General features: G+C 38.7%; 25 protein-coding genes. 22 read left to right on the forward strand and 3 right to left on the reverse strand.

Annotated features, from left to right (window positions below; translation table 11 throughout):
• Nucleotides 1-3: 3 nt before the first annotated feature.
• From accC to spo0A, 13 genes are all read left to right on the forward strand, one after another.
• Nucleotides 4-1362, forward strand: a complete 1359-nt coding sequence (gene accC / locus M3175_RS02765) for an acetyl-CoA carboxylase biotin carboxylase subunit (protein WP_251514369.1) — start codon at nucleotides 4-6, stop codon at nucleotides 1360-1362.
• Between the two features lie 17 nt (nucleotides 1363-1379).
• A complete protein-coding gene (locus tag M3175_RS02770) occupies nucleotides 1380-1787 on the forward strand; it encodes an Asp23/Gls24 family envelope stress response protein (RefSeq protein WP_119709082.1) in 408 nt (135 codons plus the stop codon).
• Between the two features lie 139 nt (nucleotides 1788-1926).
• Nucleotides 1927-2325: a transcription antitermination factor NusB gene (nusB, locus tag M3175_RS02775; protein WP_251514370.1), complete on the forward strand. Its 399-nt coding sequence runs from the start codon at nucleotides 1927-1929 to the stop codon at nucleotides 2323-2325.
• 30 nt (nucleotides 2326-2355) lie between these two features.
• On the forward strand, nucleotides 2356-3210 hold the full coding sequence (folD, locus tag M3175_RS02780) for a bifunctional methylenetetrahydrofolate dehydrogenase/methenyltetrahydrofolate cyclohydrolase FolD (protein WP_251514371.1): 855 nt from the start codon (nucleotides 2356-2358) through the stop codon (nucleotides 3208-3210).
• A 141-nt stretch (nucleotides 3211-3351) separates the two neighbouring features.
• On the forward strand, nucleotides 3352-4710 hold the full coding sequence (gene xseA, locus M3175_RS02785; protein WP_251514372.1) for an exodeoxyribonuclease VII large subunit: 1359 nt from the start codon (nucleotides 3352-3354) through the stop codon (nucleotides 4708-4710).
• The gene (locus tag M3175_RS02790) at nucleotides 4703-4936 is read left to right on the forward strand and encodes an exodeoxyribonuclease VII small subunit (protein ID WP_251514381.1); all 234 of its coding nucleotides are present in this window, start codon (nucleotides 4703-4705) and stop codon (nucleotides 4934-4936) included. Before xseA ends, M3175_RS02790 begins: the two co-directional genes overlap by 8 nt.
• Before the next feature lie 2 nt (nucleotides 4937-4938).
• Complete coding sequence (locus tag M3175_RS02795) at nucleotides 4939-5832, forward strand: polyprenyl synthetase family protein (RefSeq protein ID WP_371321646.1); 894 nt, start codon at nucleotides 4939-4941, stop codon at nucleotides 5830-5832.
• Between the two features lie 134 nt (nucleotides 5833-5966).
• Nucleotides 5967-7871 (forward strand): 1-deoxy-D-xylulose-5-phosphate synthase, encoded by a 1905-nt coding sequence (dxs, locus tag M3175_RS02800; RefSeq protein ID WP_251515265.1) that lies wholly within the window; start codon nucleotides 5967-5969, stop codon nucleotides 7869-7871.
• The gene (locus M3175_RS02805) at nucleotides 7868-8710 is read left to right on the forward strand and encodes a TlyA family RNA methyltransferase (RefSeq protein WP_251514399.1); all 843 of its coding nucleotides are present in this window, start codon (nucleotides 7868-7870) and stop codon (nucleotides 8708-8710) included. The genes dxs and M3175_RS02805 overlap by 4 nt, the downstream gene beginning before the upstream one ends.
• A gap of 143 nt (nucleotides 8711-8853) precedes the next feature.
• On the forward strand, nucleotides 8854-9303 hold the full coding sequence (gene ahrC, locus M3175_RS02810) for a transcriptional regulator AhrC/ArgR (RefSeq protein ID WP_119709076.1): 450 nt from the start codon (nucleotides 8854-8856) through the stop codon (nucleotides 9301-9303).
• Between the two features lie 16 nt (nucleotides 9304-9319).
• Nucleotides 9320-11008 carry a DNA repair protein RecN gene (recN, locus tag M3175_RS02815; RefSeq protein WP_251514408.1) on the forward strand — a complete coding sequence of 563 codons (1689 nt, stop codon included), beginning with the start codon at nucleotides 9320-9322 and terminating at the stop codon, nucleotides 11006-11008.
• A 130-nt stretch (nucleotides 11009-11138) separates the two neighbouring features.
• On the forward strand, nucleotides 11139-12428 hold the full coding sequence (gene spoIVB / locus M3175_RS02820) for a SpoIVB peptidase (RefSeq protein ID WP_371321647.1): 1290 nt from the start codon (nucleotides 11139-11141) through the stop codon (nucleotides 12426-12428).
• A 229-nt stretch (nucleotides 12429-12657) separates the two neighbouring features.
• Entirely contained in the window at nucleotides 12658-13461 is an 804-nt protein-coding gene (spo0A, locus tag M3175_RS02825) for a sporulation transcription factor Spo0A (protein WP_251514419.1), read from the forward strand.
• A gap of 104 nt (nucleotides 13462-13565) precedes the next feature.
• On the opposite strand, the gene M3175_RS02830 is transcribed toward spo0A, so the two are convergent.
• Both M3175_RS02830 and M3175_RS02835 read right to left on the reverse strand, forming a co-directional pair.
• Nucleotides 13566-14366: a CsxC family protein gene (locus tag M3175_RS02830; RefSeq protein WP_251514421.1), complete on the reverse strand. Its 801-nt coding sequence runs from the start codon at nucleotides 14364-14366 to the stop codon at nucleotides 13566-13568.
• A 145-nt stretch (nucleotides 14367-14511) separates the two neighbouring features.
• Nucleotides 14512-15093, reverse strand: a complete 582-nt coding sequence (locus M3175_RS02835) for a hypothetical protein (RefSeq protein ID WP_251514422.1) — start codon at nucleotides 15091-15093, stop codon at nucleotides 14512-14514.
• Between the two features lie 172 nt (nucleotides 15094-15265).
• On the opposite strand from M3175_RS02835, the gene M3175_RS02840 reads away from it, so the two are divergent.
• Together M3175_RS02840 and M3175_RS02845 are read left to right on the forward strand one after the other, a co-directional pair.
• The gene (locus M3175_RS02840; RefSeq protein ID WP_251514424.1) at nucleotides 15266-16840 is read left to right on the forward strand and encodes a flagellar assembly protein A; all 1575 of its coding nucleotides are present in this window, start codon (nucleotides 15266-15268) and stop codon (nucleotides 16838-16840) included.
• Between the two features lie 16 nt (nucleotides 16841-16856).
• Nucleotides 16857-17597: a glycerophosphodiester phosphodiesterase gene (locus tag M3175_RS02845; protein ID WP_251514425.1), complete on the forward strand. Its 741-nt coding sequence runs from the start codon at nucleotides 16857-16859 to the stop codon at nucleotides 17595-17597.
• 5 nt (nucleotides 17598-17602) lie between these two features.
• On the opposite strand, the gene M3175_RS02850 is transcribed toward M3175_RS02845, so the two are convergent.
• Nucleotides 17603-17854, reverse strand: coding sequence for a DUF2627 domain-containing protein (locus M3175_RS02850; protein WP_251514427.1), 252 nt, complete (start codon nucleotides 17852-17854; stop codon nucleotides 17603-17605).
• A gap of 135 nt (nucleotides 17855-17989) precedes the next feature.
• On the opposite strand from M3175_RS02850, the gene M3175_RS02855 reads away from it, so the two are divergent.
• From M3175_RS02855 to M3175_RS02885, 7 genes are all read left to right on the forward strand, one after another.
• On the forward strand, nucleotides 17990-20050 hold the full coding sequence (locus M3175_RS02855) for a sigma-54 interaction domain-containing protein (protein ID WP_251514429.1): 2061 nt from the start codon (nucleotides 17990-17992) through the stop codon (nucleotides 20048-20050).
• Nucleotides 20051-20184: 134 nt separating this feature from the next.
• The gene (yqiS, locus tag M3175_RS02860) at nucleotides 20185-21090 is read left to right on the forward strand and encodes a phosphate butyryltransferase (protein ID WP_251514431.1); all 906 of its coding nucleotides are present in this window, start codon (nucleotides 20185-20187) and stop codon (nucleotides 21088-21090) included.
• Nucleotides 21091-21123: 33 nt separating this feature from the next.
• On the forward strand, nucleotides 21124-22218 hold the full coding sequence (gene bcd / locus M3175_RS02865) for a branched-chain amino acid dehydrogenase (protein WP_251514432.1): 1095 nt from the start codon (nucleotides 21124-21126) through the stop codon (nucleotides 22216-22218).
• 71 nt (nucleotides 22219-22289) lie between these two features.
• Nucleotides 22290-23414 (forward strand): butyrate kinase, encoded by a 1125-nt coding sequence (gene buk / locus M3175_RS02870; protein ID WP_251514434.1) that lies wholly within the window; start codon nucleotides 22290-22292, stop codon nucleotides 23412-23414.
• A 16-nt stretch (nucleotides 23415-23430) separates the two neighbouring features.
• Nucleotides 23431-24852 (forward strand): dihydrolipoyl dehydrogenase, encoded by a 1422-nt coding sequence (lpdA, locus tag M3175_RS02875; protein WP_251514436.1) that lies wholly within the window; start codon nucleotides 23431-23433, stop codon nucleotides 24850-24852.
• 71 nt (nucleotides 24853-24923) lie between these two features.
• Nucleotides 24924-25919 carry a thiamine pyrophosphate-dependent dehydrogenase E1 component subunit alpha gene (locus tag M3175_RS02880; RefSeq protein WP_251514438.1) on the forward strand — a complete coding sequence of 332 codons (996 nt, stop codon included), beginning with the start codon at nucleotides 24924-24926 and terminating at the stop codon, nucleotides 25917-25919.
• 14 nt (nucleotides 25920-25933) lie between these two features.
• Nucleotides 25934-26917, forward strand: coding sequence for an alpha-ketoacid dehydrogenase subunit beta (locus M3175_RS02885; protein ID WP_251514440.1), 984 nt, complete (start codon nucleotides 25934-25936; stop codon nucleotides 26915-26917).
• Nucleotides 26918-26928 lie beyond the last annotated feature (11 nt).

Here is a 26928-nt window from a genome sequence, read left to right on the forward strand (position 1 = left end):
GCTATGATAAAAAAGTTATTAATTGCGAATCGAGGAGAAATAGCTGTTCGAATTATAAGAGCTTGTCGTGAGCTTGGGATTGAATCTGTTGCAGTATATTCTGAAGCGGACCGTGAATCTTTACATGTTCAGCTTGCTGATGAAGCATACTGTATTGGACCAACAGCTTCAAAAGATAGTTACTTGAATTTTACTAATATTATTAGTGTAGCTAAGCTGACGAGCTGTGACGCGATTCATCCTGGTTATGGATTTTTAGCTGAAAATGCTGACTTTGCTGATCTTTGTAGAGATGTGAATATCACATTTGTAGGACCATCTCCTGAAGCCATCTCTAAGATGGGGACAAAGGATGTAGCTCGTGAAACGATGAAACAAGCAGGAGTTCCTATTGTTCCAGGATCCCAAGGAATCATTAAAGACGATGAAGAAGCAATCGAATTGGCTAATAAAATCGGGTACCCTGTTATAATAAAAGCGACTGCTGGTGGGGGCGGAAAAGGGATTCGTGTGGCCCGAACGGAGACTGAGCTAATCAAAGGGATTAACATTACTCAACAAGAAGCATTAACTGCTTTTGGTAACCCTGGTGTATATATCGAAAAGTTTATTGAAGAGTTCCGACATGTGGAGATACAAGTTCTTGCAGATAATCATGGTCATGCCATCCATTTAGGGGAAAGAGATTGCTCCATCCAAAGAAGACTTCAAAAGCTTCTCGAGGAAACGCCATCTCCAGCCTTAGACGGAGAAGTAAGACATGAGATGGGAACAGCAGCCGTAAAGGCAGCACTAGCGGTTGATTATTCCGGTGCAGGGACAGTAGAATTTATATATGATTATCAAAACCGTAAGTTTTACTTTATGGAAATGAATACTCGTATCCAAGTAGAACATCCTGTCACAGAGATGGTAACTGGCGTTGACCTGATTAAGGAACAAATAAAAGTGGCATCTGGTGAAAAGCTTAGTTTAACTCAAGAAGAAGTTAGTTTTAATGGGTGGGCAATTGAATGCAGAATTAACGCAGAAAATCCAATGAAGAAATTCATGCCTTCACCTGGTAAAATAGAGATGTATCTTCCTCCTGGAGGTTTAGGAGTTCGTGTGGATTCAGCTGCATATCCTGGTTATACGATTCCGCCATATTATGACAGCATGATTGCGAAGCTGATTACTTACGGAAGTACTAGGGAAGAAGCAATCGCACGCATGAAAAGAGCGCTTAGTGAATTTGTCATAGAAGGAATTCATACAACCATTCCTTTCCACTTAAAACTTTTAAATCACGAAAAGTTTGTTGAAGGTGACTTTAACACGAAATTTCTTGAAATGTATGATTTAATGGAAACAGGAAAATAAAGTTGGAGGTGCTTTGTATGAGCGAAAATAATATCTTGGAAATGAATCCAGGAAATTCTGGTCTTGGGAAAGTTGAGATTGCACCTGAAGTGATTGAAGTAATTGCTGGTATTGCTGCTTCTGAAGTAGAAGGAGTTTCTCAAATGAGAGGAAACTTCGCATTAGGGGTCGTTGAGCGATTAGGTAAGAAAAATCATGGTAAGGGCGTTAAGGTGGAGCTTGGAGAAGACGGAATTAAAGTTGATGTGTATTGCTTAATGAAGTTTGGTGTTTCCATTCCAACTGTTGCTCAAAAGGTTCAAGATAATATTCGACAAGCACTTTTGAATATGACTGCACTTGATGCTAAGGAAGTAAACGTGCATATCGTTGGCATTCAGTTTGAAAGTACGAAGCAAGAGGTTGAACAAGAACAAGAGCTGTAAATTTACTCACTCTAAAGAGTCAAGGACAACAAAAAAGTCTTTGGCTCTTTTTTCTTTCGAGTATTTCATGTATGATGAGTTATTATGCTATGATCATATTATGATTAGGTATCTCAACCAATAAAGGAGTTTAGGATAGATGAAAAGAAGAACGGCAAGAGAAAAAGCGTTACAAGCATTGTTTCAAATTGACATGAGTGAAGCAGATCCAAAGGAAGCGATTCTTCATGTATTAGAAGAAGAACGTGGAGATGACTACCTCTCTAATCTAGTTAGTGGGGTTGTAGAACACAAAAGTCAAATTGATGAAATGATTAAAGAGCATTTAGAAAAATGGACAATTGAGCGAATTGCACCAGTAGATCGGAACCTGTTAAGACTGGCTGTTTACGAACTTGTATACTTGAAGGAAGAGGTTCCTTCAAACGTTGTCATCGACGAAGCGATTGAGATTGCGAAAATTTTCGGAGATGAGCATGCTAGTCGATTCGTAAATGGAGTTCTCTCGAAAATAAAGCAACAAACAGAAAAGCAGTAATTCCGCTTTTGCTGATAAGGGGGAATGATTGTGACAGCTCAAACAATTGATGGGAAAGAAGTTAGTATAAAAAAGAGAATAGAAATCCAGTCAAACGTTCAGAACCTCAAAAAAGAGGGAGTGGTACCAGGCTTAGCGGTTATTTTAGTCGGGAATGATGATGCATCACGTACATATGTAGCTAACAAGCAGAAAGCCTGTAAGGAACTTGGAATTTACTCAGAACTTATTACATTCGACTCAACTGTAAGCCAAGACATATTGCTATCTAAAATTTATGAGCTTAATGAGTGTAAAGAAATACATGGGATATTGGTACAGCTTCCACTTCCAGAACACTTGGATGAAGACGAAATTATTAATGCTATTTCACCGATGAAAGACGTTGATGGTTTTCATCCAATTAATGTGGGAAAGATGGTTATCGGACAAGATGCATTGATGCCATGCACCCCCTCGGGTGTGATCGTAATGCTCGAAGAAAATGGTATTTCTCTATCTGGAAAGCATGTTGTGATTGTGGGACGAAGTAATATCGTAGGAAAGCCACTAGGGCAAATGCTATTAAATCGTGATGCAACGGTTACTTACTGCCATTCAAAGACTCGCGATCTACGATCATACACGAATCAAGCAGATATTTTAATTGCCGCTGTAGGGCGAGCTAATTTCATAACTGCCGACTATGTAAGACAAGGGGCAGTAGTCATTGATGTTGGAATCAATAGAAATGAACAAGGGAAGCTCTGCGGTGATGTTGCTTACCATCAAGTAAAAGAAAAGACCTCCTACATAACCCCGGTACCAGGTGGAGTCGGTCCCATGACCATTACCATGCTCATGTATAACACAGTCAAAGCCGCACGAAAAGCTATTCAAGGATAGATTTTCACAAAAAACAGCCCTTTTTTTATAGGTAATCCCTTTTCTAAATCATCAAGACGTGACTGAAAAGAGATTTATCCTTATAATTAGATAGGACTGTTTTTTTGCGTGATCCATACCTTTGGTTAAAAGGAGTACTAAATGGAAGAAAAGCAATATGTAACAATAACTGCCTTAACTAAATATATAAAAAGAAAGTTTGACGCTGATCCACATTTACAGGATATTTACGTAAAAGGGGAAATTTCAAACTTTAAACAGCACTCTAGTGGACATATGTACTTTACCTTAAAAGACGAAAAAGCAAGAATCCTCGCCGTCATGTTTTCAAGCTTTAATAAATCCATTAAATTCAGACCGGAAAATGGAATGAAAGTGTTAGTGAAAGGCGATATCACCTTATACGAACAAAGTGGTCAGTATCAAATGTACATAAAAGAGATGCAGCCCGATGGAATCGGCGATCTTTATCTAGCTTTTGAACAGCTTAAAGAAAAACTTTTAAAACAAGGTTTATTTTCAAAGGAATATAAAAAACCATTGCCAAAATATCCCCACACAGTTGGGGTCATTACCTCTCCTACGGGTGCAGCGATACGAGATATTTTAACGACCCTTAAAAGGAGATACCCGATTGCTAATATAATGGTCATTCCCGCCCTTGTTCAAGGAGAGCAAGGAGCTGCATCCATTGTAAAGGCAATTGAACAAGCGAATCAACTACATGAAATTGACGTTCTGATTGTTGGCCGCGGTGGGGGATCAATTGAGGAATTATGGTCGTTCAATGAGGAAATAGTCGCAAGGGCTATATTTGCATCTAGGATTCCAATTATCTCTGCTGTTGGTCATGAAACAGACACGACCATTGCTGATTATGTGGCGGATCTTCGAGCACCGACTCCTACGGGAGCGGCAGAGCTCGCTGTCCCGCATATTGATGAATTAATTGAAAGAGTGTTAACAAGACAAACAAGGATTATTCGAAAGATAAAAGAGAAGATAAATGTACAAGCACAGCGATATGATCGTTTAAGTAAATCATATGCTTTCAAGTACCCTCAAAGATTGTATGAGCAAAAGTTAGAGCAAATTGATAAGTCGACAGAATTATTACAGAGGGCAGCACAAGGCTTATTTTTGAATAGAAATGAAGGATATATTCGTACGAAACGGAGACTTGAAAGAAATAATTTGAATACACTTCTTCAAACAGCTGTTCTGCAGCAAACAAAGACGGAAAAGGTATTAAATCGTGCTTTTGCTAGCCTTCTTTTAGCTAAGAAGAAAGAACATCAAAGAGTGAATATGGCATTGGATGCGTTAAGTCCTTTGAAAATTATGGACCGAGGATATAGTCTCGTCTACGATGAAGACGATCACTTAGTAAAAAGCACAGAACAAATTCAACTTAATGATAATATTAAAATAAAACTTGTAGATGGTTCTATCACTTGTGAAGTGTTAGAGATCGAGGGGAAGGATCAAACAAATGAGTAACGAAACGAAAATAAGTTTTGAAGAAGCGATGCAGCAACTTGAAGATATTGTTGAACAATTAGAAGAAGGAGATGTACCTTTAGAAGAGGCGATTTCTATTTATAAAAAAGGAATGGAGCTCTCAAAGCTTTGTCACGATAAGCTCCGCAATGTAGAAGAGCAACTAACAGAAATTCTTACGGAGAATGGGAAGAAGGAAACCTTCTCTATTCAAGAGGAGGAATAATAGTGAAGAAAGTGGGACTTACCACCTTTTCTAAAAAGTATAAAGAGCTAGTGGAAGCTTATTTAAATGAATCTGTTAGTAAATTAACTGCACCTTCACTAATTAAAGAAGCGATGCTCTACTCGTTAGAAGCAGGCGGCAAACGTATTCGTCCGTTATTATTATTCGCTACATTAGAAGCGTTTGGGAAGAAGGGGGAAATAGGTTTAGAAGCGGCTGCAGCGATAGAAATGATTCATACGTATTCTTTAATTCATGACGATCTTCCTAGCATGGATAACGATGACCTAAGAAGAGGAAAACCAACTAATCATAAGGTGTTCGGAGAAGCATACGCTATCCTGGCTGGCGACGCCCTTTTAACGTACAGCTTTCAAGTAATTTCAAGTTTATCCTCCGAACATATACCGGCCGAAGTGAAAATTCAACTTATTACAGAGCTAGCGAAAGCTTCAGGGGCCGAAGGGATGGTAGGTGGACAAGTAGCCGATATGGATGGGGAAGGGAAAGACTTAAGTCTTGATGAACTTGAATACATTCACATCCATAAGACAGGGAAGTTACTAGCGTACAGTGTGGTTGCTGGAGCAATGATTGCCGGAGCAAATACTCACCAATTAGAAAAGTTTTCTGCATTTGCTCATCATTTAGGTTTAGCCTTTCAAATTAGGGATGATATTTTAGATCTTGAAGGCGATGAGGAAATCATTGGGAAAAAAGTGGGCAGTGACGAACAGAATAATAAGAGTACATATCCATCATTATTGACAATCGAGGGGGCAAGGCAATCGTTACTAGAGCATATTTCGCTTGCAAAGGATGCCCTAAATAGCACGGAACTTGAAACGGATATTCTTAAAGAAATCACGGATTTAGTTGCTAACCGAAATCATTAATAAGAGTGTAAACGGAAAACATTTGGAAAAATGTCAGTAATACGGTACTCTTAATGTATACAGCTAACGAAACACATGAACAACTAAGAAAAAGATCGGCAACAATTAAGAGATGAAAGTGAGTGGTCCAACTAGTGGATCTATTATCAATTAAAGACCCTTCCTTTTTAAAAGGGCTTTCTCAACAACAACTAAAAGAATTAAGTAACGACATCAGACAATTTTTAATAGAAAAATTATCAGTTACGGGTGGGCATATTGGACCGAACTTAGGAGTAGTAGAGCTGACCATTGCTCTTCATACTTGTTTTTCAAGCCCAAAAGATAAAATTTTATGGGATGTTGGTCACCAATCATATGTTCATAAAATTTTAACAGGTAGAGCCAGTGAATTTGATACGCTAAGACAATATAAAGGCTTATGTGGATTTCCAAAGATGATTGAAAGTGAACACGATGTATGGGAAACCGGCCATAGTTCTACCTCTTTATCCGCTGCTATGGGAATGGCGATCGCTAGGGATTTAAAAAAGGAAAAATCTTTTGTTGTCCCTGTAATTGGTGATGGCGCATTAACTGGTGGAATGGCATTAGAGGCATTAAATCACATTGGTCATGAAAAGAAGAACCTCATCGTTGTCTTAAATGACAATGAGATGAGCATTGCACCAAATGTTGGAGCTCTTCACAGTATCTTAGGGCGATTACGAACGGCTGGGAAATATCACTGGGCGAAAGATGAACTGGAGTATTTGTTAAAGAAAATTCCAGCTGTTGGAGGAAAATTAGCGACAACTGCTGAGCGGATAAAAGATAGCCTGAAGTATTTATTGGTTTCAGGTATGTTTTTTGAAGAGATGGGATTTACATATTTAGGACCAGTAGATGGTCATAATTATGATGAACTATTTGAAAATTTAGCATACGCAAAAAAGACAGAAGGACCGGTTCTTTTACACGTAATCACTAAAAAAGGGAAGGGATATCACCCTGCGGAAAGTGATGTAGTGGGTACTTGGCACGGAACTGGACCGTATAAAATAGAAACGGGAGCTTTTCCAAAACCAGCTGAAACACCTCCGCCTGCTTGGAGTAAACTGGTTAGTGAAACGGTTCGAAGACTAGCACGTGAGGATGAGAGAATCGTTGCCATTACCCCTGCGATGCCTGTTGGATCGAAGCTTGAAGGATTTGCAAGTGAATTCCCTGATCGTATGTTTGATGTGGGAATTGCTGAACAGCATGCTGCAACTGTAGCTGCAGGACTTGCAACCCAGAAGATGAAGCCGTTTTTAGCGATTTATTCGACTTTCCTGCAACGAGCTTATGACCAAGTGGTTCATGATATTTGCCGTCAAAACTTAAATGTGTTTATTGGTATTGATCGTGCAGGGCTTGTAGGTGCTGATGGAGAAACGCATCAAGGAGTATTTGATATTGCCTTTATGAGACATGTACCAAATATGGTGTTGATGATGCCTAAAGATGAAAACGAAGGGCAACACATGGTCAATACAGCCTTAAAATATGATGATGGACCGATTGCTATGAGATTTCCTCGAGGAAATGGAGTGGGTGTTCCATTGGATGAGGATCTAAAAACGATTCCAATCGGTACTTGGGAAGTATTAAAAGAAGGCGAGGATATAGCTATTTTAACTTTTGGGACAACGATTCCAATGGCGTTAGAAGCAGCAAATCATCTTGAACAGCAGGGGATTCATGTGAAGGTCATCAATGCACGATTTATTAAACCGTTAGACCGTCAGATGCTCTCAGAGCTATTTGAAAATAAAATGCCTATATTAACGATTGAAGAAGCGGTTCTTCAAGGTGGATTTGGAAGTTCTATTTTAGAGTTTGCGGCTGAAAATCGTTACTTTGATGCTGTGATTGATCGTATGGGTATTCCAGATCAATTTATTGAGCATGGAAATGTTGATGAGTTATTGAAAGAAATTGATTTAACAGTGGATTCAACCATTCAGAAAGTAATCGAACTTACACAGGTTAGAGGGAAAAAGGGTTCACTACTATGAAAAGTAAAAAGGAAAGAATTGACGTTCTGCTAGTTGAACGCGGGTTAATAGAAACTAGAGAAAAAGCGAAACGTGCGATTATGGCGGGACTCGTATATAGCAATGAAAACCGATTGGATAAACCAGGTGAGAAAATAAGTAGCGATCTTCCGTTAACGATAAAAGGTAATGTCATGCCCTATGTGAGTAGGGGGGGCTTAAAGTTAGAAAAAGCTCTGAATGAATTTGACGTACAAGTCGAAGGAAAGGTCTTGTTAGATATTGGTGCTTCCACCGGCGGATTTACGGACTGTGCACTACAAAATGGAGCTAAACAATCGTATGCCTTAGATGTCGGCTATAATCAGTTAGCATGGAAGCTAAGGCAAGATGAACGAGTCATCGTTATGGAACGGACAAATTTTCGTTATGTAACACCTGCTGATTTGACTGGTGATATGCCGAATTTTGCTTCCATAGATGTTTCGTTTATATCATTAAAGCTAATTCTCCCTGTTTTAAAAACTCTTCTAGTGCCTAACAGCGACATTATTGCTCTGGTCAAGCCACAATTTGAGGCTGGTAGAGAAGAGGTAGGGAAAAAGGGAATCGTAAGGGATCCCAAGGTACATGAAGCGGTTATTAATAAAATCATTGACCTTTCTTTGTCTCTTGGTTACGATGTCAAAAATCTATCGTTCTCACCAATCACCGGTGGCGATGGCAATATTGAGTTTTTACTCCATTTAGTCTGGGAAGGTGAAAAGGAACAAGGGCTGAACCATCTTTCTAAGATGCCAAGTCAAATTGTTTCAGAAGCTCATGAAGTATTAAAATCTAAGGGGAATGTAGAAGGATAAGCGTCATGCTTGTTCTTCTTTTTATTGTAGGTATACTTTGACGAGATAAGCAAAAGGATGTATATTTATACATATATACTACAAAAGTTGAAAATATATTACAAAATATTACAGAGTTCTTGAAAGCAATCAGGGGTGAAAACATGAATAAAGGTCAACGTCATATTAAAATTAGAGAAATTATTACGAGCAATGATATTGAGACACAAGATGAATTAGTGGATGAACTAAAGTTTGCTGGATTTAATGTAACACAAGCAACCATTTCGAGAGATATTAAAGAACTACACTTAGTAAAAGTGCCTCTAATGGATGGAAGATACAAATATAGTCTTCCTGCCGATCAACGATTTAATCCTCTCCAAAAATTAAAGAGAAATTTAATGGATGCCTTCGTTCGAATTGATAGCGCAGGTCACTTACTTGTTATGAAAACATTACCAGGTAATGCGATGGCCATTGGTGCACTGATAGATAACTTAGATTGGGAAGAGATTTTAGGAACGATTTGTGGAGATGATACGATCCTTATTATTTGTAGAAAAGAAGAAGAAACGATTACGATTTCCAATCGATTCCTTGAAATGCTCTAAATAGAGGTGAAACCAGTTGTTAACCGAGTTGTCGATTAAAAACTTTGCAATTATTGAAAACCTAACTGTGTCTTTTACAAAAGGATTGACAGTTTTAACAGGTGAAACAGGAGCAGGTAAATCGATTATAATCGATGCTGTTCATCTTCTTGTCGGGGGAAGAGGTTCATCAGAATTTGTGCGACATGGAGAAGAAAAAGCTGAAATTGAAGGGCTTTTCCAATTAGAGAGCTTGACACATCCTAGCTATCAAAAAGCCGAAGAGTTTGGTATAGAGATTGAAGAGGGAATGCTTATCTTAAGAAGAGATATATCACAATCGGGTAAAAGTGTTTGTCGCATAAACGGCAAACTAGTGACGATATCTACCTTGCGTGAAATTGGGTCCACGTTAATTGATATTCATGGACAACATGAGCACCAAGAATTAATGGAGGAATCCAAGCACCAAAAGCTTTTAGACCAATTCGGTGCAAAAATAATATCAAGGCAACTAGAAGAATATTCGAAATTATATCGAAGCTATGAGCAGACCTCCAAAAGGCTAAAAAGTTTGAGTGAAAATGAACAGAAAATGGCACATCGATTAGATTTGATTCAATTCCAATTTGATGAAATTCAAAAAGCACAGTTAGTGATTAATGAAGATGATCAATTACTTGAAGAAAAGAAACAATTGTCTAATTTTGAGAAGGTTTATGAAGGCCTTTCTAATAGTTATTCTGTACTTCAGGGAGATCAAAAGGGATTGGATTGGATTGGGCTTTTAATGAGTCATTTAGAAGATGTTTCAAGTGTCGATCAACAATATCAAGAACTAGCTGATACGGTTTCGACTAGTTACTACGCCTTAGAGGATGTTGCTAGAGAGCTTAGAAGTAAAATGGATAGTCTTGAATTCAACCCAGAACGTTTGCACGATATTGAAAGCAGACTAAACGAAATAAATCAGCTAAAGAGAAAATATGGGAAAACGATTGAAGAGATTATAGAATACTCAGCTAAAATTGAAGAAGAGATAGAAACACTACAAAATAAAGAAACACATATCAATGCCTTAAGTAAGGAACTAGTAGCGATCAAGAAAGATTTAGTTCTCGAAGCGAAAGAGTTGACCTCTGCACGGTTACAGTTTGCGGAGAAGCTAACAAAATCCATACACCGTGAATTAAAAGAGCTTTATATGGATAAAACAGTATTTGAAGTACGTTTTCATTCGGATTATGATGTGTTCACTCCTACAGGGTGTGATCAAATCGAATTTTTTATCTCGACAAATCCAGGAGAACCATTAAAGCCACTATCCAAGGTAGCTTCTGGTGGAGAGTTATCGAGAATGATGCTTGCCTTAAAAAGTATTTTTTCAAAACATCAAGGTGTTACTTCCATTATTTTCGACGAAGTCGATACAGGAGTGTCAGGACGTGTTGCACAAGCCATTGCAGAAAAGATTTATAAAGTAGCTGTTTCATCACAGGTACTTTGTATTTCCCATTTGCCTCAAGTCGCAGCTATGGCTGATACCCATCTTTATATTTCAAAGGTTACCCAAAAGGGAAGAACAAAAACCTCAGTGCAATCATTATCAGAGCCAGATAAGGTAAAAGAAATTGGACGAATGATATCTGGAGTAGAAATCACCGATTTGACCCGTGAACATGCGAAAGAATTACTCCATTTAGCTAAAGAAATGAAGGTAACTTGAAAAGCTATCCATAACGGGTAGCTTTTTTATATCGGAAAAGGTTATAAATGCGACTCAAGCAGGCAAAATTAAAGATGTAGCCATAAAGAAGAAAAAAGTGTGTGTGGACTAGAAGCGAGGAGAGTGAAAGATGTTGAGGCATGAACTTCTTAGAAAAATAATTGGTGGAATTCTCCTTGTTTCATTAGTTGCCATAGGATTTTCGAAACCGTTTCAAGATTACCTTAGTATCCCCAAAAGCGTTACCCTGTTTGAAGGTGAAAACCTTATTTTACAAAAATCTACTCCTGTATCTGCTGCCGTCACAGCAAATTCAACTCTTTCTATTCAACAAGATGATCAAACCGTGTCATTACAAGCAAAGAAATACGGGAAAGATGAAATGCTGCTTGAACTAGCAGGTTTCCCAATTAAAAAGGTCGATGTAGATGTATTAAAGGATTTTAAAGTCATTCCAGGTGGACAATCTATCGGTGTAAAGCTGAATACGGTAGGAGTCCTTGTCGTTGGTCACCATCAAGTAAATACAGCAGAAGGCAAGAAATCTCCAGGTGAAATTGCAGGAATTAAAGTAGGCGACATTATTACAAAAATTAACGGGCAAAAAATTGAAAAAATGTCGGATGTAGCACCATTTGTTCAAACCGCAGGTCAAAAGGGTGAACCATTAAATATTGAAGTAAGCAGAGAAGATGGCAAAATCGAAACAAAGCTTATGCCATTAAAGGAAACAGGAGAAGAGAATTTTAAACTCGGCTTATATATTCGTGATTCGGCGGCTGGTATTGGAACAATGACTTTTTATCATCCTGAATCCAAAAAGTATGGTGCTTTAGGACATGTTATTTCGGACATGGACACGAAAAAGCCAATCGTAGTTGAGGATGGTCAAATTGTTCGCTCAACAGTCACGTCTATTGAAAAAGGAAGCAATGGAGATCCAGGTGAAAAACTTGCCCGTTTCTCTTCCGATAAAGAAGTAATTGGTGACATTCAAAGAAATAGCCCTTTTGGAATATTTGGTAAGCTTTCAAAAGAAATTACCAATGGAGTAATGGATAAAGCCCTTCCTATTGCCCTCTCACATCAGGTTAAAGAGGGTCCAGCTAAGATATTAACGGTTGTAGATAATGATCAAGTTAAATTATTTGATATCGAAATTGTAAGCACCATTCCTCAAAAATTTCCGGCTACCAAAGGAATGGTCATTAAGGTAACTGACCCCGAGTTACTTGAAAAAACAGGTGGGATTGTTCAAGGGATGAGCGGAAGTCCGATCATTCAGGATAATAAGGTCGTTGGAGCAGTAACGCATGTGTTCGTCAATGACCCTACTTCAGGCTATGGTGTTCATATCGAATGGATGCTAAATGAAGCAGGTATCGATATTTACGAAAAACCACGAGAAAAGGCAAGTTAAGGTGGAGGCTTTACGCCTCTCCCTTTTTTCATTCAATATAAAGATTTTTCGACAAAAGCACAGAAATAGTCGAATACGGGCGAAAACCGAAGAAAAATAGAGATTTATACCATTTTTTTAGATTTTTTCAAAAAAGAAAAGGATTTACTGTTGCATTGTCGAATTGGTTAGTAGATTATATATATAGATAATTGTTCAGGTGAGAATACTTTCGAGGAGGAAATATGTAGTGAAAAAGATAAAAGTATGTGTAGTTGATGATAATAGAGAGCTAGTTGGCTTACTTAAGGACTATTTAGTGTCCCAAGAAGATATGGAAGTCGTTGGAGCAGCTCATAATGGTCAAGAATGTCTGGATTTATTAGATAAAGTGTCTCCTGATGTTCTTGTGTTAGATATCATTATGCCACACTTAGATGGACTTGCGGTTCTTGAAAAGTTGCGTGAAACTCGAAAGTCTCCGATGCCGAACGTTATTATGCTTACAGCATTCGGCCAAGAGGACGTTACTAAGAAAGCGGTAGAACTGGGAGCTTCTTACTTTATTTTAAAACCATTCGATTTAGAGAATTTAGGAAACCATATTCGTCAAGTGAGTGGAAAAACAAGTGCAGTCATGAGAACGACCTCGCCATTAACAACTAGTCCAATGTATCGTCAACAAATGGAATCAAAGCCGAAAAATTTGGATGCCAGTATTACTAGCATCATCCATGAAATTGGTGTACCGGCTCATATTAAGGGGTATTTATATTTACGTGAAGCTATTTCTATGGTTTACAACGATATCGAACTGCTGGGATCAATTACGAAGGTGTTGTATCCTGATATTGCAAAGAAATATAATACTACGGCTAGCCGTGTAGAACGTGCCATTCGTCATGCTATTGAGGTAGCTTGGAGTCGTGGAAATATCGACAGCATTTCGAGTCTTTTCGGTTATACAGTGAGCATGTCAAAAGCAAAACCGACAAATTCCGAATTTATCGCGATGGTTGCTGATAAGCTTCGTTTAGAGCACAAGGCTTCTTGAAAGAGTTAGAAGAAAAGTAAAGCCATCATTCAGTAATTTTATTTATAAGGAAAGTAAAAACCCAATGACATTTGTGTTCATTGGGTTTTGTGTGGTTATAGGGATTAATAATGGTGGTGGTTATCTTTATCCTCGTCGTGCTTACATACATGTTTCTGCATTTTTACCTGTTGGTTTTGTAAAACTTTTAAAGTCAGTTCAACAACCATTTTTTCTTCGATTTTTGTGAAGGTACCTTCTTCGAATGGCGCACAAATTTCTCCCTCTGGTCCAAAGACCGTCCCCATTTTTCTATTAAGAGCTTCATCCATTTCAATAAAATGACTTGAGATTAATTCGCAATAAGGGAGCTCGTTGAAAACCTCACCACTAATTTGGTTGAACTCGGAGAGGTCAGCTGAAAGCAATTTTTCTTTGGAAGCAAATCCGTGCGGTAGTGGGGAAGACTTAAAATACTCGAACTCAGTCGTTTTAGGACCAACTTTAAAAGCAGGTTTGCTTAAAAAGTCAATTTGAGTGACTGCTTGGAATGGGACATCGACCGTTAAGGAGTGAATGCTTGAAGAGACAAAATCCTTCCCTCCTGCTTTAGGGGTTGCGTATTGGATGTTTTTTCTAACAAATCCCTTTAAGAATAGCTTATTTGTCGGCAGCAATAGACGACATTGTACTAGTTTAAGGTTTTTCTTAATTTTTTTGATTTCTAATACTGGCTCAGGAAACTCAATAATAGTATCAAGATCGAGTTGTACAGTTGTTTCCCCTAATACTACAGGAACTTTCATAAAAGGAAACGAATTTACTACCTCTGGTTTTACGGGTGTGTTACTTACCTCATGTTGAACAGATGATGATTTGACAACTTTCTTTTTTTCGTTAGAATCATAATGCTCAAAAAATGACATGTAAACTTTCCCCTTTCGAATGCTTGATTTACATGATTAGTGTATGAATCCCTTGTCCCGATGTATGGACGAATGGACAGGTGTTTTAGCCTGTTTATGTTTGGTGCATAACAAAGAAGGAACTATAAAAACAGTTCCTTCTGGACTAAAGTTTAATTATTTGGTTTTGCCATATCCTGAACTGTTTTTCACAATAAAGATCCAATAATAGAATGGAGGTAGTACCCTCTTCTTTTATATTCTTTGTTGTAATAATTTTTGTGGATATGATTTCAAATTTAGGTGCTTCATTTTGATAAATCGTTTGTTCAAAGTGAGTGGAAGATTCTGTTTGTTGGTCTTGGTTAATGAATTCATACTGTGATTTTTCATTGCTCAAAGGAATCATCGGAGGGTATGTATATTCTAATTGACATGTTTTTTTCCACGGAATAAGAAGATTTTCCATGTGAATATTAGAGTTGTTATGTTTGGTGTAGGTGATTTCAGCATGAAGTTTACCGGAAATCCAAAGTCGGTTTGCTACTAGATTTATTTGATACTCAGGGTAAGTGGTAGTCCAGTTGATATCTAATATTTTGTTTGTTCTTTCGCTAATTTTAATGTTTTTATTAATGGTAAAGTCAAACTTTGAATGTACAATTTCGACTGGTACTCTTATATAACGGGGGACGCCTGAATTAGAATTTGAAAGTTGCTCATAAGAGTGATGATTATTTTCATTCATAGAAATCCCTACTAACCTTAATTTATTTACTTAAAAATATGATATTGGTCTCATAGTTATCACTTGTTGGGACAAAGTTTTGTTTTTATATGAAGATAATTGAACACGTATATTCAAGAAAGTATCTTTCATATATACTTAAAGTACTATTATGATTAGGGTGACGGCATTCATGGACCTAATAAACAATGAATATTTTCGAATGGAAGAGGAGAACGGATCTATCTTTATTACTGTTGTACAAAAGGGATTTTCACTTAATCAATTGGATCAGCTTGTTCGAGATCATCCGAGAATATCGATCACAAAGTTTGTAGAGTTGAAAGCTAGTTTAGAACAGGCAATAAGTGAGAAGATACATATCGGTGAATGGAAGCCTCTTATTTCTATCTCTATAAGTGAAAATAAGATGCAGGCAAAAATGCGCATTCACGTAACAGAAACCCAATTAGACAGCGAGCGTGAAAAACTTACTGCTGACATAATGGAAGCACTAGGTGTTCATGGAATTAAAGCTGGGATATTGGAAAAGGCAGTAAAGCAACCGCTTGCTAATAAGGAATTTGTCGTAGCAAAAGGTGAACCAGCCATTACTGGTGCGGATGCAGTTGTGCGGTACTTTCAATTATCTGTCCGAAAACCGACAATTCGTGAAGATGGAAAAGCGGATTACTTTGATTTGCATTTTATTGATGAAGTGAAAGCTGGAGATTGGCTTGGTGAAAAGATACCATGTACCGAAGGTGTTTCTGGGAGAAATATACTTGGAGAGGTTTTGCTTCCGATAAAAGGCAAGGACAAACCCTTGTTTTATGACCATAAAACAGTTGAAAAGATAGAAAAGGAAGGCGTAACCACTTTAAAAGCGATTGTAGATGGAGTGGTCCAATACAAAGATGGGAAAATTTCGGTTGGGAATCATCTCCTCATTAATGGAGATGTTGGAACGGGTACTGGGAACATTCAATTTGATGGAAGTGTCACAATTAACGGTATGGTTTCAGCAGGCTTTAGTGTCAAAGCTACTCAGGATATTTCAATCCTAGGGGAGCTAGGAATAAGTGGGGTCAAAGAAGTGGAATCCGAAAGCGGTGACATTTTTATTAAAGGTGGCGTATTCGGGAATAACATAACCATTATTAAAGCAGCAAAAAATATATTCTTAAAGCATGCGAATGAATGTACTCTAGAAGCTGGTGAAGATATTCATATTGGTTATTATGCGTTAGGTGCAAAGATTAAGGGAAGAAATATTATCGCTAACGAACAAAAGGGTAAAATTATCGGAGGAACCATTGAGGCGAAGGGGAAGGTAAGTGCTGCTGTTTTTGGTAATAGGTTAGAAAGGAAGACGTTCGTTCAAGTTGAAGGATTTAATCGTTTCGAATTAGAACATGAGCTTTCAGAGTTATTGATGAGGTATAAAGAAAAAGTGGTCTATGTGGAAGGGCTTAAAAGGCAACTCGAATCGTTTGAAGAATTACAATCGCATCTGAATGAAACACAATTCAAGCAATTTCAACGGTTAAAGACCGTATATGAGGACGAAATGATGGAAGTGTCCTTTTTAGAGGCGCGAAGAAAAAACGTTATGAAGCTTCTTGAAACAAAGGGAGAAGGTCAAGTAAGTATACAAGTTGCAGCGTATCCAGAAACAACACTACAAATCAAAAATCAGAAAAAACATGTTCGAACTTTAATAAAAGGTACGATTTACTGCGAGAAGAATACACTTTACTCTGAATAATGGGGGTAGGAGCATTATGACTGAAGTAATTGCGCATCGGGGCTATTCAGCTAAGTTTCCTGAGAATACGATGATTGCATTTCAAGAAGCACAATATGCAAATGCAGATGGAATAGAGCTAGATGTCCAGCTTTCGAAAGATGGTGAAGTAGTAGTCATTCATGATGAAAAGCTAAATCGAACGACAAGTGGAAAAGGGTATGTAAAGGACGAGACACTTCAAGAATTAAAAAAATTGGATGCAGGAGTATTGTTCCCTAAGTTAAAAGAAAAACAAATGATACCTACATTAGAAGAAGTATTTGTTTGGCTAAAAACAAATACATTAACTTGCAATGTTGAATTAAAAAATAGTGTATTTCGTTATGAAGGAATGGAAGAAAAAGTGATACAATTAATTCGTCAATACGATCTCTCGGAACGTATCGTAATTTCTTCATTTAACCATTACAGTATTGTTCATTGCTATAGACTTGCTCCAGAAATTGAGATTGCCCCTTTATTATCAGAAGGTCTATATATGCCATGGGTATATGCGGCTTCCATTCAAGCGAAAGGGTTTCATCCCCATTATAAAGCAGCGCCTAATGAGGTGATCGGTCCTTCTCTAAACTCAGGGATTGCTGTGAGGCCATATACAGTCAATAAAGAAGTTGAGATGGAAAGATTATTTCAAATTAACTGTACAGCGTTTATAACAGATGACCCAACTATAGCGGTTAAACTTCGTGATCAATATAAAAAAGACAAAGCGTAAAATTTTTACGCTTTGTCTTTTTTTTGTGTCCGAAATCGAGCTTGTACTTTATTTTTTTTGCGATCTCTGTGAAAGATAAATCCAGCCACAAAAGAAAGCCCAGCCACAAACAGAAATAGACCAATCAGAAATTGAAGCCAAAGATATGGAAAGGGTGAAAGTAGTATGCCGAACAGCATATCTCGCATGAGCTTAATACCGTATGCAGCTAGAAATCCAGGTATTAATAAGATAAGTAATGCAAATATTCTAATCATAGGCAATCCCTTCAAAACGAAAGTGTGGTCTCCTCTGCCATCATAAATTATTCTCCCAATTTGTCAAGATGGAATAATCACTTTAAAATAGAGACATGCAATATTTTTCATTATACATAAAGAGTAGGTGATTTTTTGCAGACAGTCATGATTGTAGGGGCCGGTAAGGGTGGAACTTCTATATTAAAAATATTAAAAGAAACCGCTATGCTTGATGTTAAAGTGGTGATTGACCGTGACTTAGGGGCGGAAGGAATAAAGCACGCTAAAATGGAAGGAATCATTACAGATATTGATTGGCGTAAATATATAGAAACAGTTGATATTATTATTGAGGTAACTGGTGATGAAAAGGTTTTTCGGGAATTAAGAGATGCTCGTTCTAAGAATACAGTGCTTATTCCTGGAAGTGTAGCCTTCCTTGTTACCATGTTAATTGAAGAAAAAGAAAAGTTGTTAGATAAAGTTCAAAATGATGCATACAAACATGACCTAATTTTTAATTCTACTGACGATGGGATGATCGTTGTAAATAAAGACGGGGTAGTTACTCTTTTTAATAGCAGTGCCGAGAGAATGACAGGAATTAGCCAAAAAGAGGCGATTGGAAAACCAATCATTGAGGTTATTCCTTCAAGTCAGTTGCCACGCATTTTAAAAACCAGGAAAATTGAAGCGAATCATGAATTGGTATTAACAAATGGAATCCATGTGATAACCACCCGAATCCCGATGATTGATGAAAATAATCAATTAATTGGGGCGTTTTCTGTCTTTAAAGATAAAACGGAGCTAATGGACTTGGCGCTGGAAATAACCAATTTAAATGAAATAAAGACTATGCTTCAAGCGATTATTCAGTCAAGTGATGAAGCCATTTCTGTTGTCGACGAAAATGGAAATGGGATAATGATTAATCCGGCTTATACTAGGCTTACAGGATTGACGGAGGAACAAGTTATTGGACAACCAGCCAATGCAGATATATCAGAAGGCGAAAGTATGCATATGAAAGTACTCCAAACAAGAAGGCCGGTAAGAGGAGTAACGATGAGGGTTGGACCGAATAAAAAAGATGTTATTGTCAATGTGGCTCCGATAATCGTTGATGGAAAACTAAAAGGAAGTGTCGGAGTCATTCATGATATGTCCGAAATTCAAAGCTTAAATAAAGAGTTGAGTAGAGCGAGGCAGATAATTCGTACTCTTGAAGCGAAATACTCCTTTGATGATATTATTGGACGTTCGGAGGAAATTCAGCTTTCGATTGAACAAGCAAGACTTGGAGCAAAAACTCCTGCCACGGTGTTGCTTCGCGGTGAATCAGGAACGGGAAAGGAACTTTTTGCACACGCGATCCATAATGGAAGTGATCGTAAATATAACAAGTTCATCCGTGTAAATTGTGCGGCATTATCTGAAAGTCTGCTTGAGAGCGAACTATTTGGCTATGAGGAAGGAGCGTTCTCAGGTGCAAAACGTGGCGGCAAAAGAGGGTTCTTTGAAGAAGCGAATAATGGAAGTATATTTCTTGATGAGATTGGTGAGTTGACGGCTAATACACAAGCAAAGCTGTTAAGAGTTCTTCAGGAAAATGAAATTACAAGAGTAGGTGGGACCAAATCGATTCCGATTAATGTTCGAGTGATCGCTGCCACGAATGTAAATATTGAGAAGGGCATTGCAAACGGTACTTTTCGGGAAGACTTATATTATCGTCTCAATCGAATGCCCATTCATATTCCTGCTTTGAGATTTAGAAAAGAGGATATTCCGTTGCTTTGCGAAAGGCTTATTCAGAAAATTAATCAAGATTACGGCCGAAATGTGGAGGGAATCACTCCGCTCGCAATGAAGCAACTGATGCGTTACGATTGGCCAGGCAATGTTCGAGAATTAGAGAACATTCTTGGACGGGCAATCATTTTTATGACCAACCACGAAACAGAAATTGATATTATGCACGTTCCTGCTTTAATTAAGGAGCAAGATCAGTTGCCAAAGGTGACTGCTGAGGATGAAAAAAAGGAATCGCTCGCAGAACTGGTGGAAGAGTTTGAAGCGAAAATAATCGCTCAAACCTTAGCGGAGTTAAAAGGAAATAAAACAGCAGCAGCCAAGAAATTGGGATTATCCGTTCGGAATTTATATTATAAGCTGGATAAATACAATCTTGCTAGAAGTGGCATGCAATAAATTTCATACAGTGAAATAATTTGCAGGATAATTCATGCAAAATAAAACGTTTTCATATTTTATTTTTTGGCATGCTTCTTGCATAATGTTATACAGGAGTATTGCAAGTTTGGGTAAAAAGGGGTTGAACATACATGACATTGGATTTGCTAATCGAAAGAGCAACCCAATTTGAAGAAAAGACCGTAGCAGTAGCGGCCGCAGATGATGTAGAGGTTATTGAAGCAGTAATAGAGGCTTTAAGGCTTAGAATAGCTAATTTCTTTCTATACGGAGATAAAGAGCAAATTTTGTCTATACTGAGGGAAAAAGCCCCAGAACTAGTGAGAAGTGAAAGAATAAAGATTTTTCATACCAACTCAAGTGCCTCTGCTGCTGAACATGCAGTAAAAGCAATTAAATTAAATGAAGCTAATGTACTTATGAAGGGAAATGTTCCAACAGCCACCATCTTAAAGGCAGTACTTAATAAAGACTACGGTTTACGAACAGGGAATGTGCTGTCGCATATCTCCGTTTTTGAAGTTGCTGGCTATGACCGTTTTACGATCGTAACCGATGCAGCCATGAACATAAATCCTGATTTAGATACAAAAATACAAATCATTAATAATTCGGTGAAACTTGCGAAATCGATCGGAATTGAAACTCCACGTGTGGCTGTTATTGCAGCTGTAGAGGTCGTAAACCCCTCCATGCCAGCAACCATGGATGCAGCGATCTTAACTCAAATGAACCGAAGAGGTCAAATAAAGGATTGCATCATAGACGGTCCATTTGGTCTTGATAATGCCATTTCTCTCGAAGCTGCTAAGCAGAAAAAGATTAACAGTGAGGTGGCTGGACGAGCTGATATTTTATTAGTGCCAACTATCGAAGTAGGAAATACACTATATAAATCACTCGTATATTTTGCTGGTGCTAGAGTTGGAGCGATCATTGCCGGAGCAAAAGTACCAATTGTTTTAACATCTAGAGCAGATTCAGCAGAAAGTAAAGTGTATTCACTTGCTCTAGCAATTTGTTCTGTTTGTAAATAAAGAAAACACTGTTGGTTGAGGAGGAAGAAGTTAATGGAAATTTTTAAGTATATGGAAACTTATGATTACGAGCAATTGGTGTTTTGCCAAGATAAACAATCTGGATTAAAGGCGATTATCGCTATACATGATACAACATTAGGTCCCGCCTTAGGTGGAACACGGATGTGGACATACGAATCAGAAGAAGCTGCGATTGAAGATGCCTTGCGGCTAGCAAAGGGGATGACCTACAAAAATGCAGCAGCAGGGTTAAATCTTGGCGGTGGAAAGACAGTTATTATTGGTGATCCGCGTAAAGATAAAAATGAAGAAATGTTCCGTGCGTTCGGTCGTTATATTCAAGGGTTAAATGGACGCTACATTACAGCAGAAGATGTGGGAACAACAGTTGCAGATATGGATTTAATTCACGAAGAAACAGATTACGTAACGGGTATATCACCAGCGTTTGGTTCCTCTGGAAATCCATCACCTGTTACTGCATATGGTGTTTATCGTGGGATGAAAGCTGCTGCAAAGGAAGCGTTCGGCACGGATTCACTTGAAGGAAAAGTGGTTGCCATACAAGGTGTAGGAAATGTAGCATATAATTTGTGCCGTCATCTTCATGAAGAAGGTGCACAATTAATTGTTACGGATATTAATAAAGAAGCTGTACAAAAGGCTGTTGAAGATTTTGGAGCCAAAGCGGTAGAACCAAATGAAATTTATAGTGTGGATTGTGATATTTATGCACCATGTGCTCTTGGGGCAGTCATTAATGACCAGACGATTCCGCAAATTAAAGCGAAAGTCATTGCAGGAGCGGCAAACAACCAACTGCGTGACCCACGCCACGGTGATATCATTCATGAAATGGGAATTGTTTATGCGCCAGACTACGTAATTAATGCAGGTGGAGTAATAAACGTAGCAGATGAGTTATACGGCTATAACCATGAGAGAGCAATGAAAAAAGTGGAGACGATCTACTCGAATATTGAGAAAGTCATTGAGATTGCAAAACGTGATAGAATTCCGACATATAAAGCAGCTGATCGAATGGCAGAAGAGAGAATCGAGAGAATGCGAAATTCTAGAAGTCAATTCCTACAGAACGGACATCATATTTTAAGTCGACGCTAATGCACGGACAAGGGAAAGGCTGAGGATTTCAGCCTCTTGTCTTTTACATAGTATTATAAAGCTTGGATACAATGGAGGTTTACACGTTGCACGAATTAATGAATCGAATTCTTGTAATCAACCCTGGTTCTACATCAACGAAAATCGGAGTTTTCGATAATGACCTTTCAATTTTTGAAAAGACCATTCGACATGAATCAGACCAAATCAATTCGTTTGACAATATCATTGATCAATATGAATTCAGAAAACAGACGATACTTGAGACGCTTGATATCGAAGGGATAAATATATCAAAGCTGAGTGCTGTTTGTGGACGTGGGGGCTTACTTCGCCCTATTGAAGGTGGTACGTATGAAGTAAATGATATGATGCTTTCAGACTTAAAGGCTGGTTATTCGGGTCAACACGCATCAAACCTGGGAGGAATCATTGCCTTTGAAATTGCATCGGGTTTAAATATTCCAGCTTTTATTGTCGATCCAGTTGTCGTAGATGAACTTGATCCTATTGCACGTATTTCTGGTTTTCCATTAATTGAACGGAAAAGTATTTTCCATGCTCTTAATCAAAAAGCGGTTGCTAGGAGGGTTTCGAAGTCACTCGGGAAAAGGTATGAGGACCTGAACCTAATTGTGACTCATATGGGTGGAGGAATCACCGTAGGGGTTCATAAAAATGGTAGAGTGATTGAGGTGAATAATGGATTGCATGGTGATGGGCCATTTAGTCCCGAGCGTGCGGGAACCGTACCAGCTGGTGATTTAATTTCCTTATGTTATTCAGGTGATTTTTATAGAGAAGAAGTGATGAAGAAACTAGTAGGTCAAGGCGGGCTTGTTGGGTATCTTGGTACGAATGATGCGCTAAAAGTTGAAGAAATGATTAGTAAGGGAGATAAGCAAGCAACACTTATTTACTCAGCGATGGCATACCAAGTTGCGAAAGAAATTGGAGCGGCTAGTAGTGTATTAGCTGGAAAAGTGGATGCTATTATCCTTACTGGCGGATTAGCGTACGGGAAAGGATTTGTTAAAGAAATTACTGATCGTGTCAATTGGATAGCAGACGTCATGATTGAACCTGGTGAAAATGAGTTACAGGCTCTTGCAGAAGGTGCGTTAAGAGTGTTAAAAGGAGAAGAAGAGGCGAAACAATATCCAAATGGTATAAAAGATACTGTTCATAGCAAGTAATGAGGAGGGCTTTGGTTTGGCAGAAGAATATGATTTAGTCATTTTAGGTGGAGGTATGGGTGGATATGTGGCAGCCATACGTGCGTCACAGTTCGGCTTAAAGACGGCGATTGTGGAGAAGACAAAGTTAGGCGGAACTTGTTTACATAAAGGGTGTATTCCTAGTAAAGCATTACTTCGAAGTGCAGAGGTATATCGTACGACAATGAAAGCCCAAGATTTTGGTGTAATTGCCTCAAATATTTCATTAGATTTCAGCAAGGTACAAGAAAGAAAGAATAAAATAGTAGATGGGCTCCATAAAGGGGTTCAACACCTTATGAAACAAGGCAAAATTAGCGTATACGAAGGAACTGGAAGGATCTTAGGTCCCTCTATCTTTTCACCAATGCCAGGTACTATATCGGTAGAGATGAATAGCGGAGAAGACAACATGATGTTAATACCGAAAAATGTCATTGTCGCAACTGGGTCTCGTCCTCGTACGTTAGAAGGTCTCGAAATCGATGGTTCACAGGTACTCACCTCTGATGAAGCATTGCAACTGACATCTGTTCCTAAATCAATCATTATTGTTGGTGGCGGTGTAATTGGAATTGAGTGGGCATCGATGCTTTCGGATTTTGGAACAGATGTAACTGTAATAGAGTATAGTGACCGCATTATCCCAACAGAAGACCGTGAAATTTCAAAGGAAATGCAGCGCTTAATGAAGAAAAAAGGGATTAAATTGGTTACCAGTGCAAAAGTCTTATCAGAAACTTTAAAAAAGGATAACGACGTTTCGATTTCTGCTGATGTAAAAGGTACGATTAAGGAATTTTCAGCTGAGAAGATATTAGTTTCTGTAGGTCGCCAAGCAAATGTGGAAGGAATTGGGCTTGAGAATACGGATATTGAAATAGAAAAAGGAGTTATTAAAACAAACTCTTTCTATCAAACAAAGGAATCCCATATATATGCCATTGGTGATGTCATTGGTGGACTTCAGTTGGCTCATGTAGCTTCACATGAAGGAATTGTGGCGGTTGAGCATATTGTTGGGGAGAAGCCGTCTCCAATTGATTATAGTCTTATTTCTAAGTGTATTTACTCTAATCCTGAGGTAGCAAGTGTAGGATACACGGAGGAAGAAGCGAGAGAAAAAGGATTTGAAGTAAAAGTAGGGAAGTTCTCCTTCCGAGCCATTGGTAAAGCTCTTGTATATGGTGAATCTGATGGTTTTGTGAAAATCATTGCTGATAAGAACACGGATGATCTTTTAGGTGTCCATATGATCGGCCCGCACGTAACAGATATGATTTCAGAGGCAGGGTTGGCTAGAGTGCTGGATGCAACTCCATGGGAAATCGCTCATACGATTCACCCTCATCCTTCATTGTCTGAAGCAATCGGAGAAGCAGCCCTTGCTGTAGATGGGAAAGCATTACACGGGTAAAGGAGTGTGCACTCCAGAAATACAAATGTACACAAAGGGTGTCTGTCACCGTTAAATAGGAGGTTATGATAATGGGTGAAAATCGTCATCTTGCGTTAGGTTTGAGTGATGAAACAGTTTTAGAAATGTATGAAATGATGCTGCTTGCTCGTCGAATTGATGAGCGGATGTGGCTGTTAAATCGCGCGGGGAAAATTCCGTTCGTTATTTCGTGTCAAGGTCAAGAGGCAGCTCAAGTCGGTGCTGCATTTGCACTAGATCGTGAGAAGGATTATGTTCTTCCATATTACCGAGATATGGGTGTGGTTTTGACGTTTGGTATGACAGCCAAAGATCTCATGTTGTCTGGCTTTGCTAAGGAAGAGGATCCAAACTCGGGTGGGCGTCAAATGCCTGGGCATTTTGGACAAAAGAAAAACCGGATTGTCACAGGCTCATCTCCAGTAACTACGCAGGTTCCTCATGCAGTGGGGATTGCTCTTGCTGGTAAAATGGAAAACAAAGATCTAGTGACATTCGTTACGTTTGGGGAAGGCTCATCGAATCAGGGAGACTTTCATGAAGGTGCAAATTTTGCTGGAGTTCATAAACTTCCAGTCATCTTTATGTGTGAAAACAACAAGTATGCGATTTCTGTCCCGATCGAAAAACAACTTGCGTGTGAGAATGTTTCCGATCGAGCCATTGGTTATGGGATGCCAGGTGTAACGGTAGATGGAAACGATCCACTGGAAGTATACAAGGCTGTTAAAGATGCAGCAGACCGTGGGCGAAGTGGAGAAGGACCAACGTTGGTAGAGACCGTTTCTTACCGATTAACTCCCCACTCTTCTGATGATGATGACAGAAGCTATCGCGGTCAAGAAGAGGTAGCGGAAGCTAAAGCGAAGGATCCAATTTTTACATTCGCTTCTTATCTAACAGAAGTTGGGGTCCTAAATGATGATTTAGCAAAGGAAATTAATGAACGAATAATGAAACAAGTAAATGAAGCAACCGACTATGCAGAAAATGCACCATATGCAGCACCTGAAAGTGCATTAAAGCATGTGTATGCTGAGAAGTAAGGGGGAAGAAATCAATGCCTGTAATCTCATATATTGATGCGGTAACTATGGCGATCCGTGAGGAGATGGAGCGCGATTCGAAAGTATTTGTCTTAGGTGAAGACGTTGGTAAAAAGGGCGGTGTGTTTAAAGCGACGCAAGGCTTATATGAGCAATTTGGTGAGGCTCGAGTAATTGATACTCCACTAGCTGAATCCGCTATTGCGGGAGTCGGAATTGGTGCAGCGATGTATGGCATGAGACCAATTGCTGAAATGCAGTTTGCTGATTTTATTATGCCCGCAGTGAACCAAATTATTTCCGAAGCTGCAAGAATCCGTTATCGCTCTAACAATGATTGGAATTGCCCTATTGTAGTACGTGCTCCTTACGGTGGAGGCGTTCACGGTGCGCTGTACCATTCTCAATCCGTTGAGGCGGTATTTGCCAATCAGCCAGGTCTAAAAATTGTTATGCCTTCGACTCCTTATGATGTAAAAGGTCTGTTAAAGGCTGCTATTCGTGATGACGATCCTGTTCTATTTTTTGAGCATAAGCGTGCTTATCGCTTAATCAAAGGGGAGGTTCCAGCTGATGATTATGTTCTTCCTATTGGAAAGGCAGATGTAAAACGTGAGGGAGAAGACATTACTGTCATAACTTATGGTTTATGTGTTCACTTTGCTCTACAAGCCGCAGAAAAATTAGCTAGTGACGGAATTTCAGCCCATATCCTTGACTTGCGTACCGTATATCCTTTAGATAAAGAGGCGATTATTGAAGCAGCTTCAAAAACAGGAAAGGTCCTGTTAGTGACGGAGGATAATAAGGAAGGCAGCATTATGAGCGAAGTAGCAGCCATCATTGCTGAGAACTGCTTGTTTGATTTAGATGCACCGATTAAGCGTTTAGCGGGCCCTGACGTACCAGCTATGCCATACGCACCAACGATGGAAAAATACTTTATGGTAAATCCAGATAAGGTTGAAAAAGCGATGCGTGAGCTTGCTGAATTTTAATAGGGATTAAA

The organism is Robertmurraya korlensis (genome assembly GCF_023715225.1).
Taxonomy (GTDB): Bacteria; Bacillota; Bacilli; order Bacillales; family Cytobacillaceae; genus Robertmurraya_A.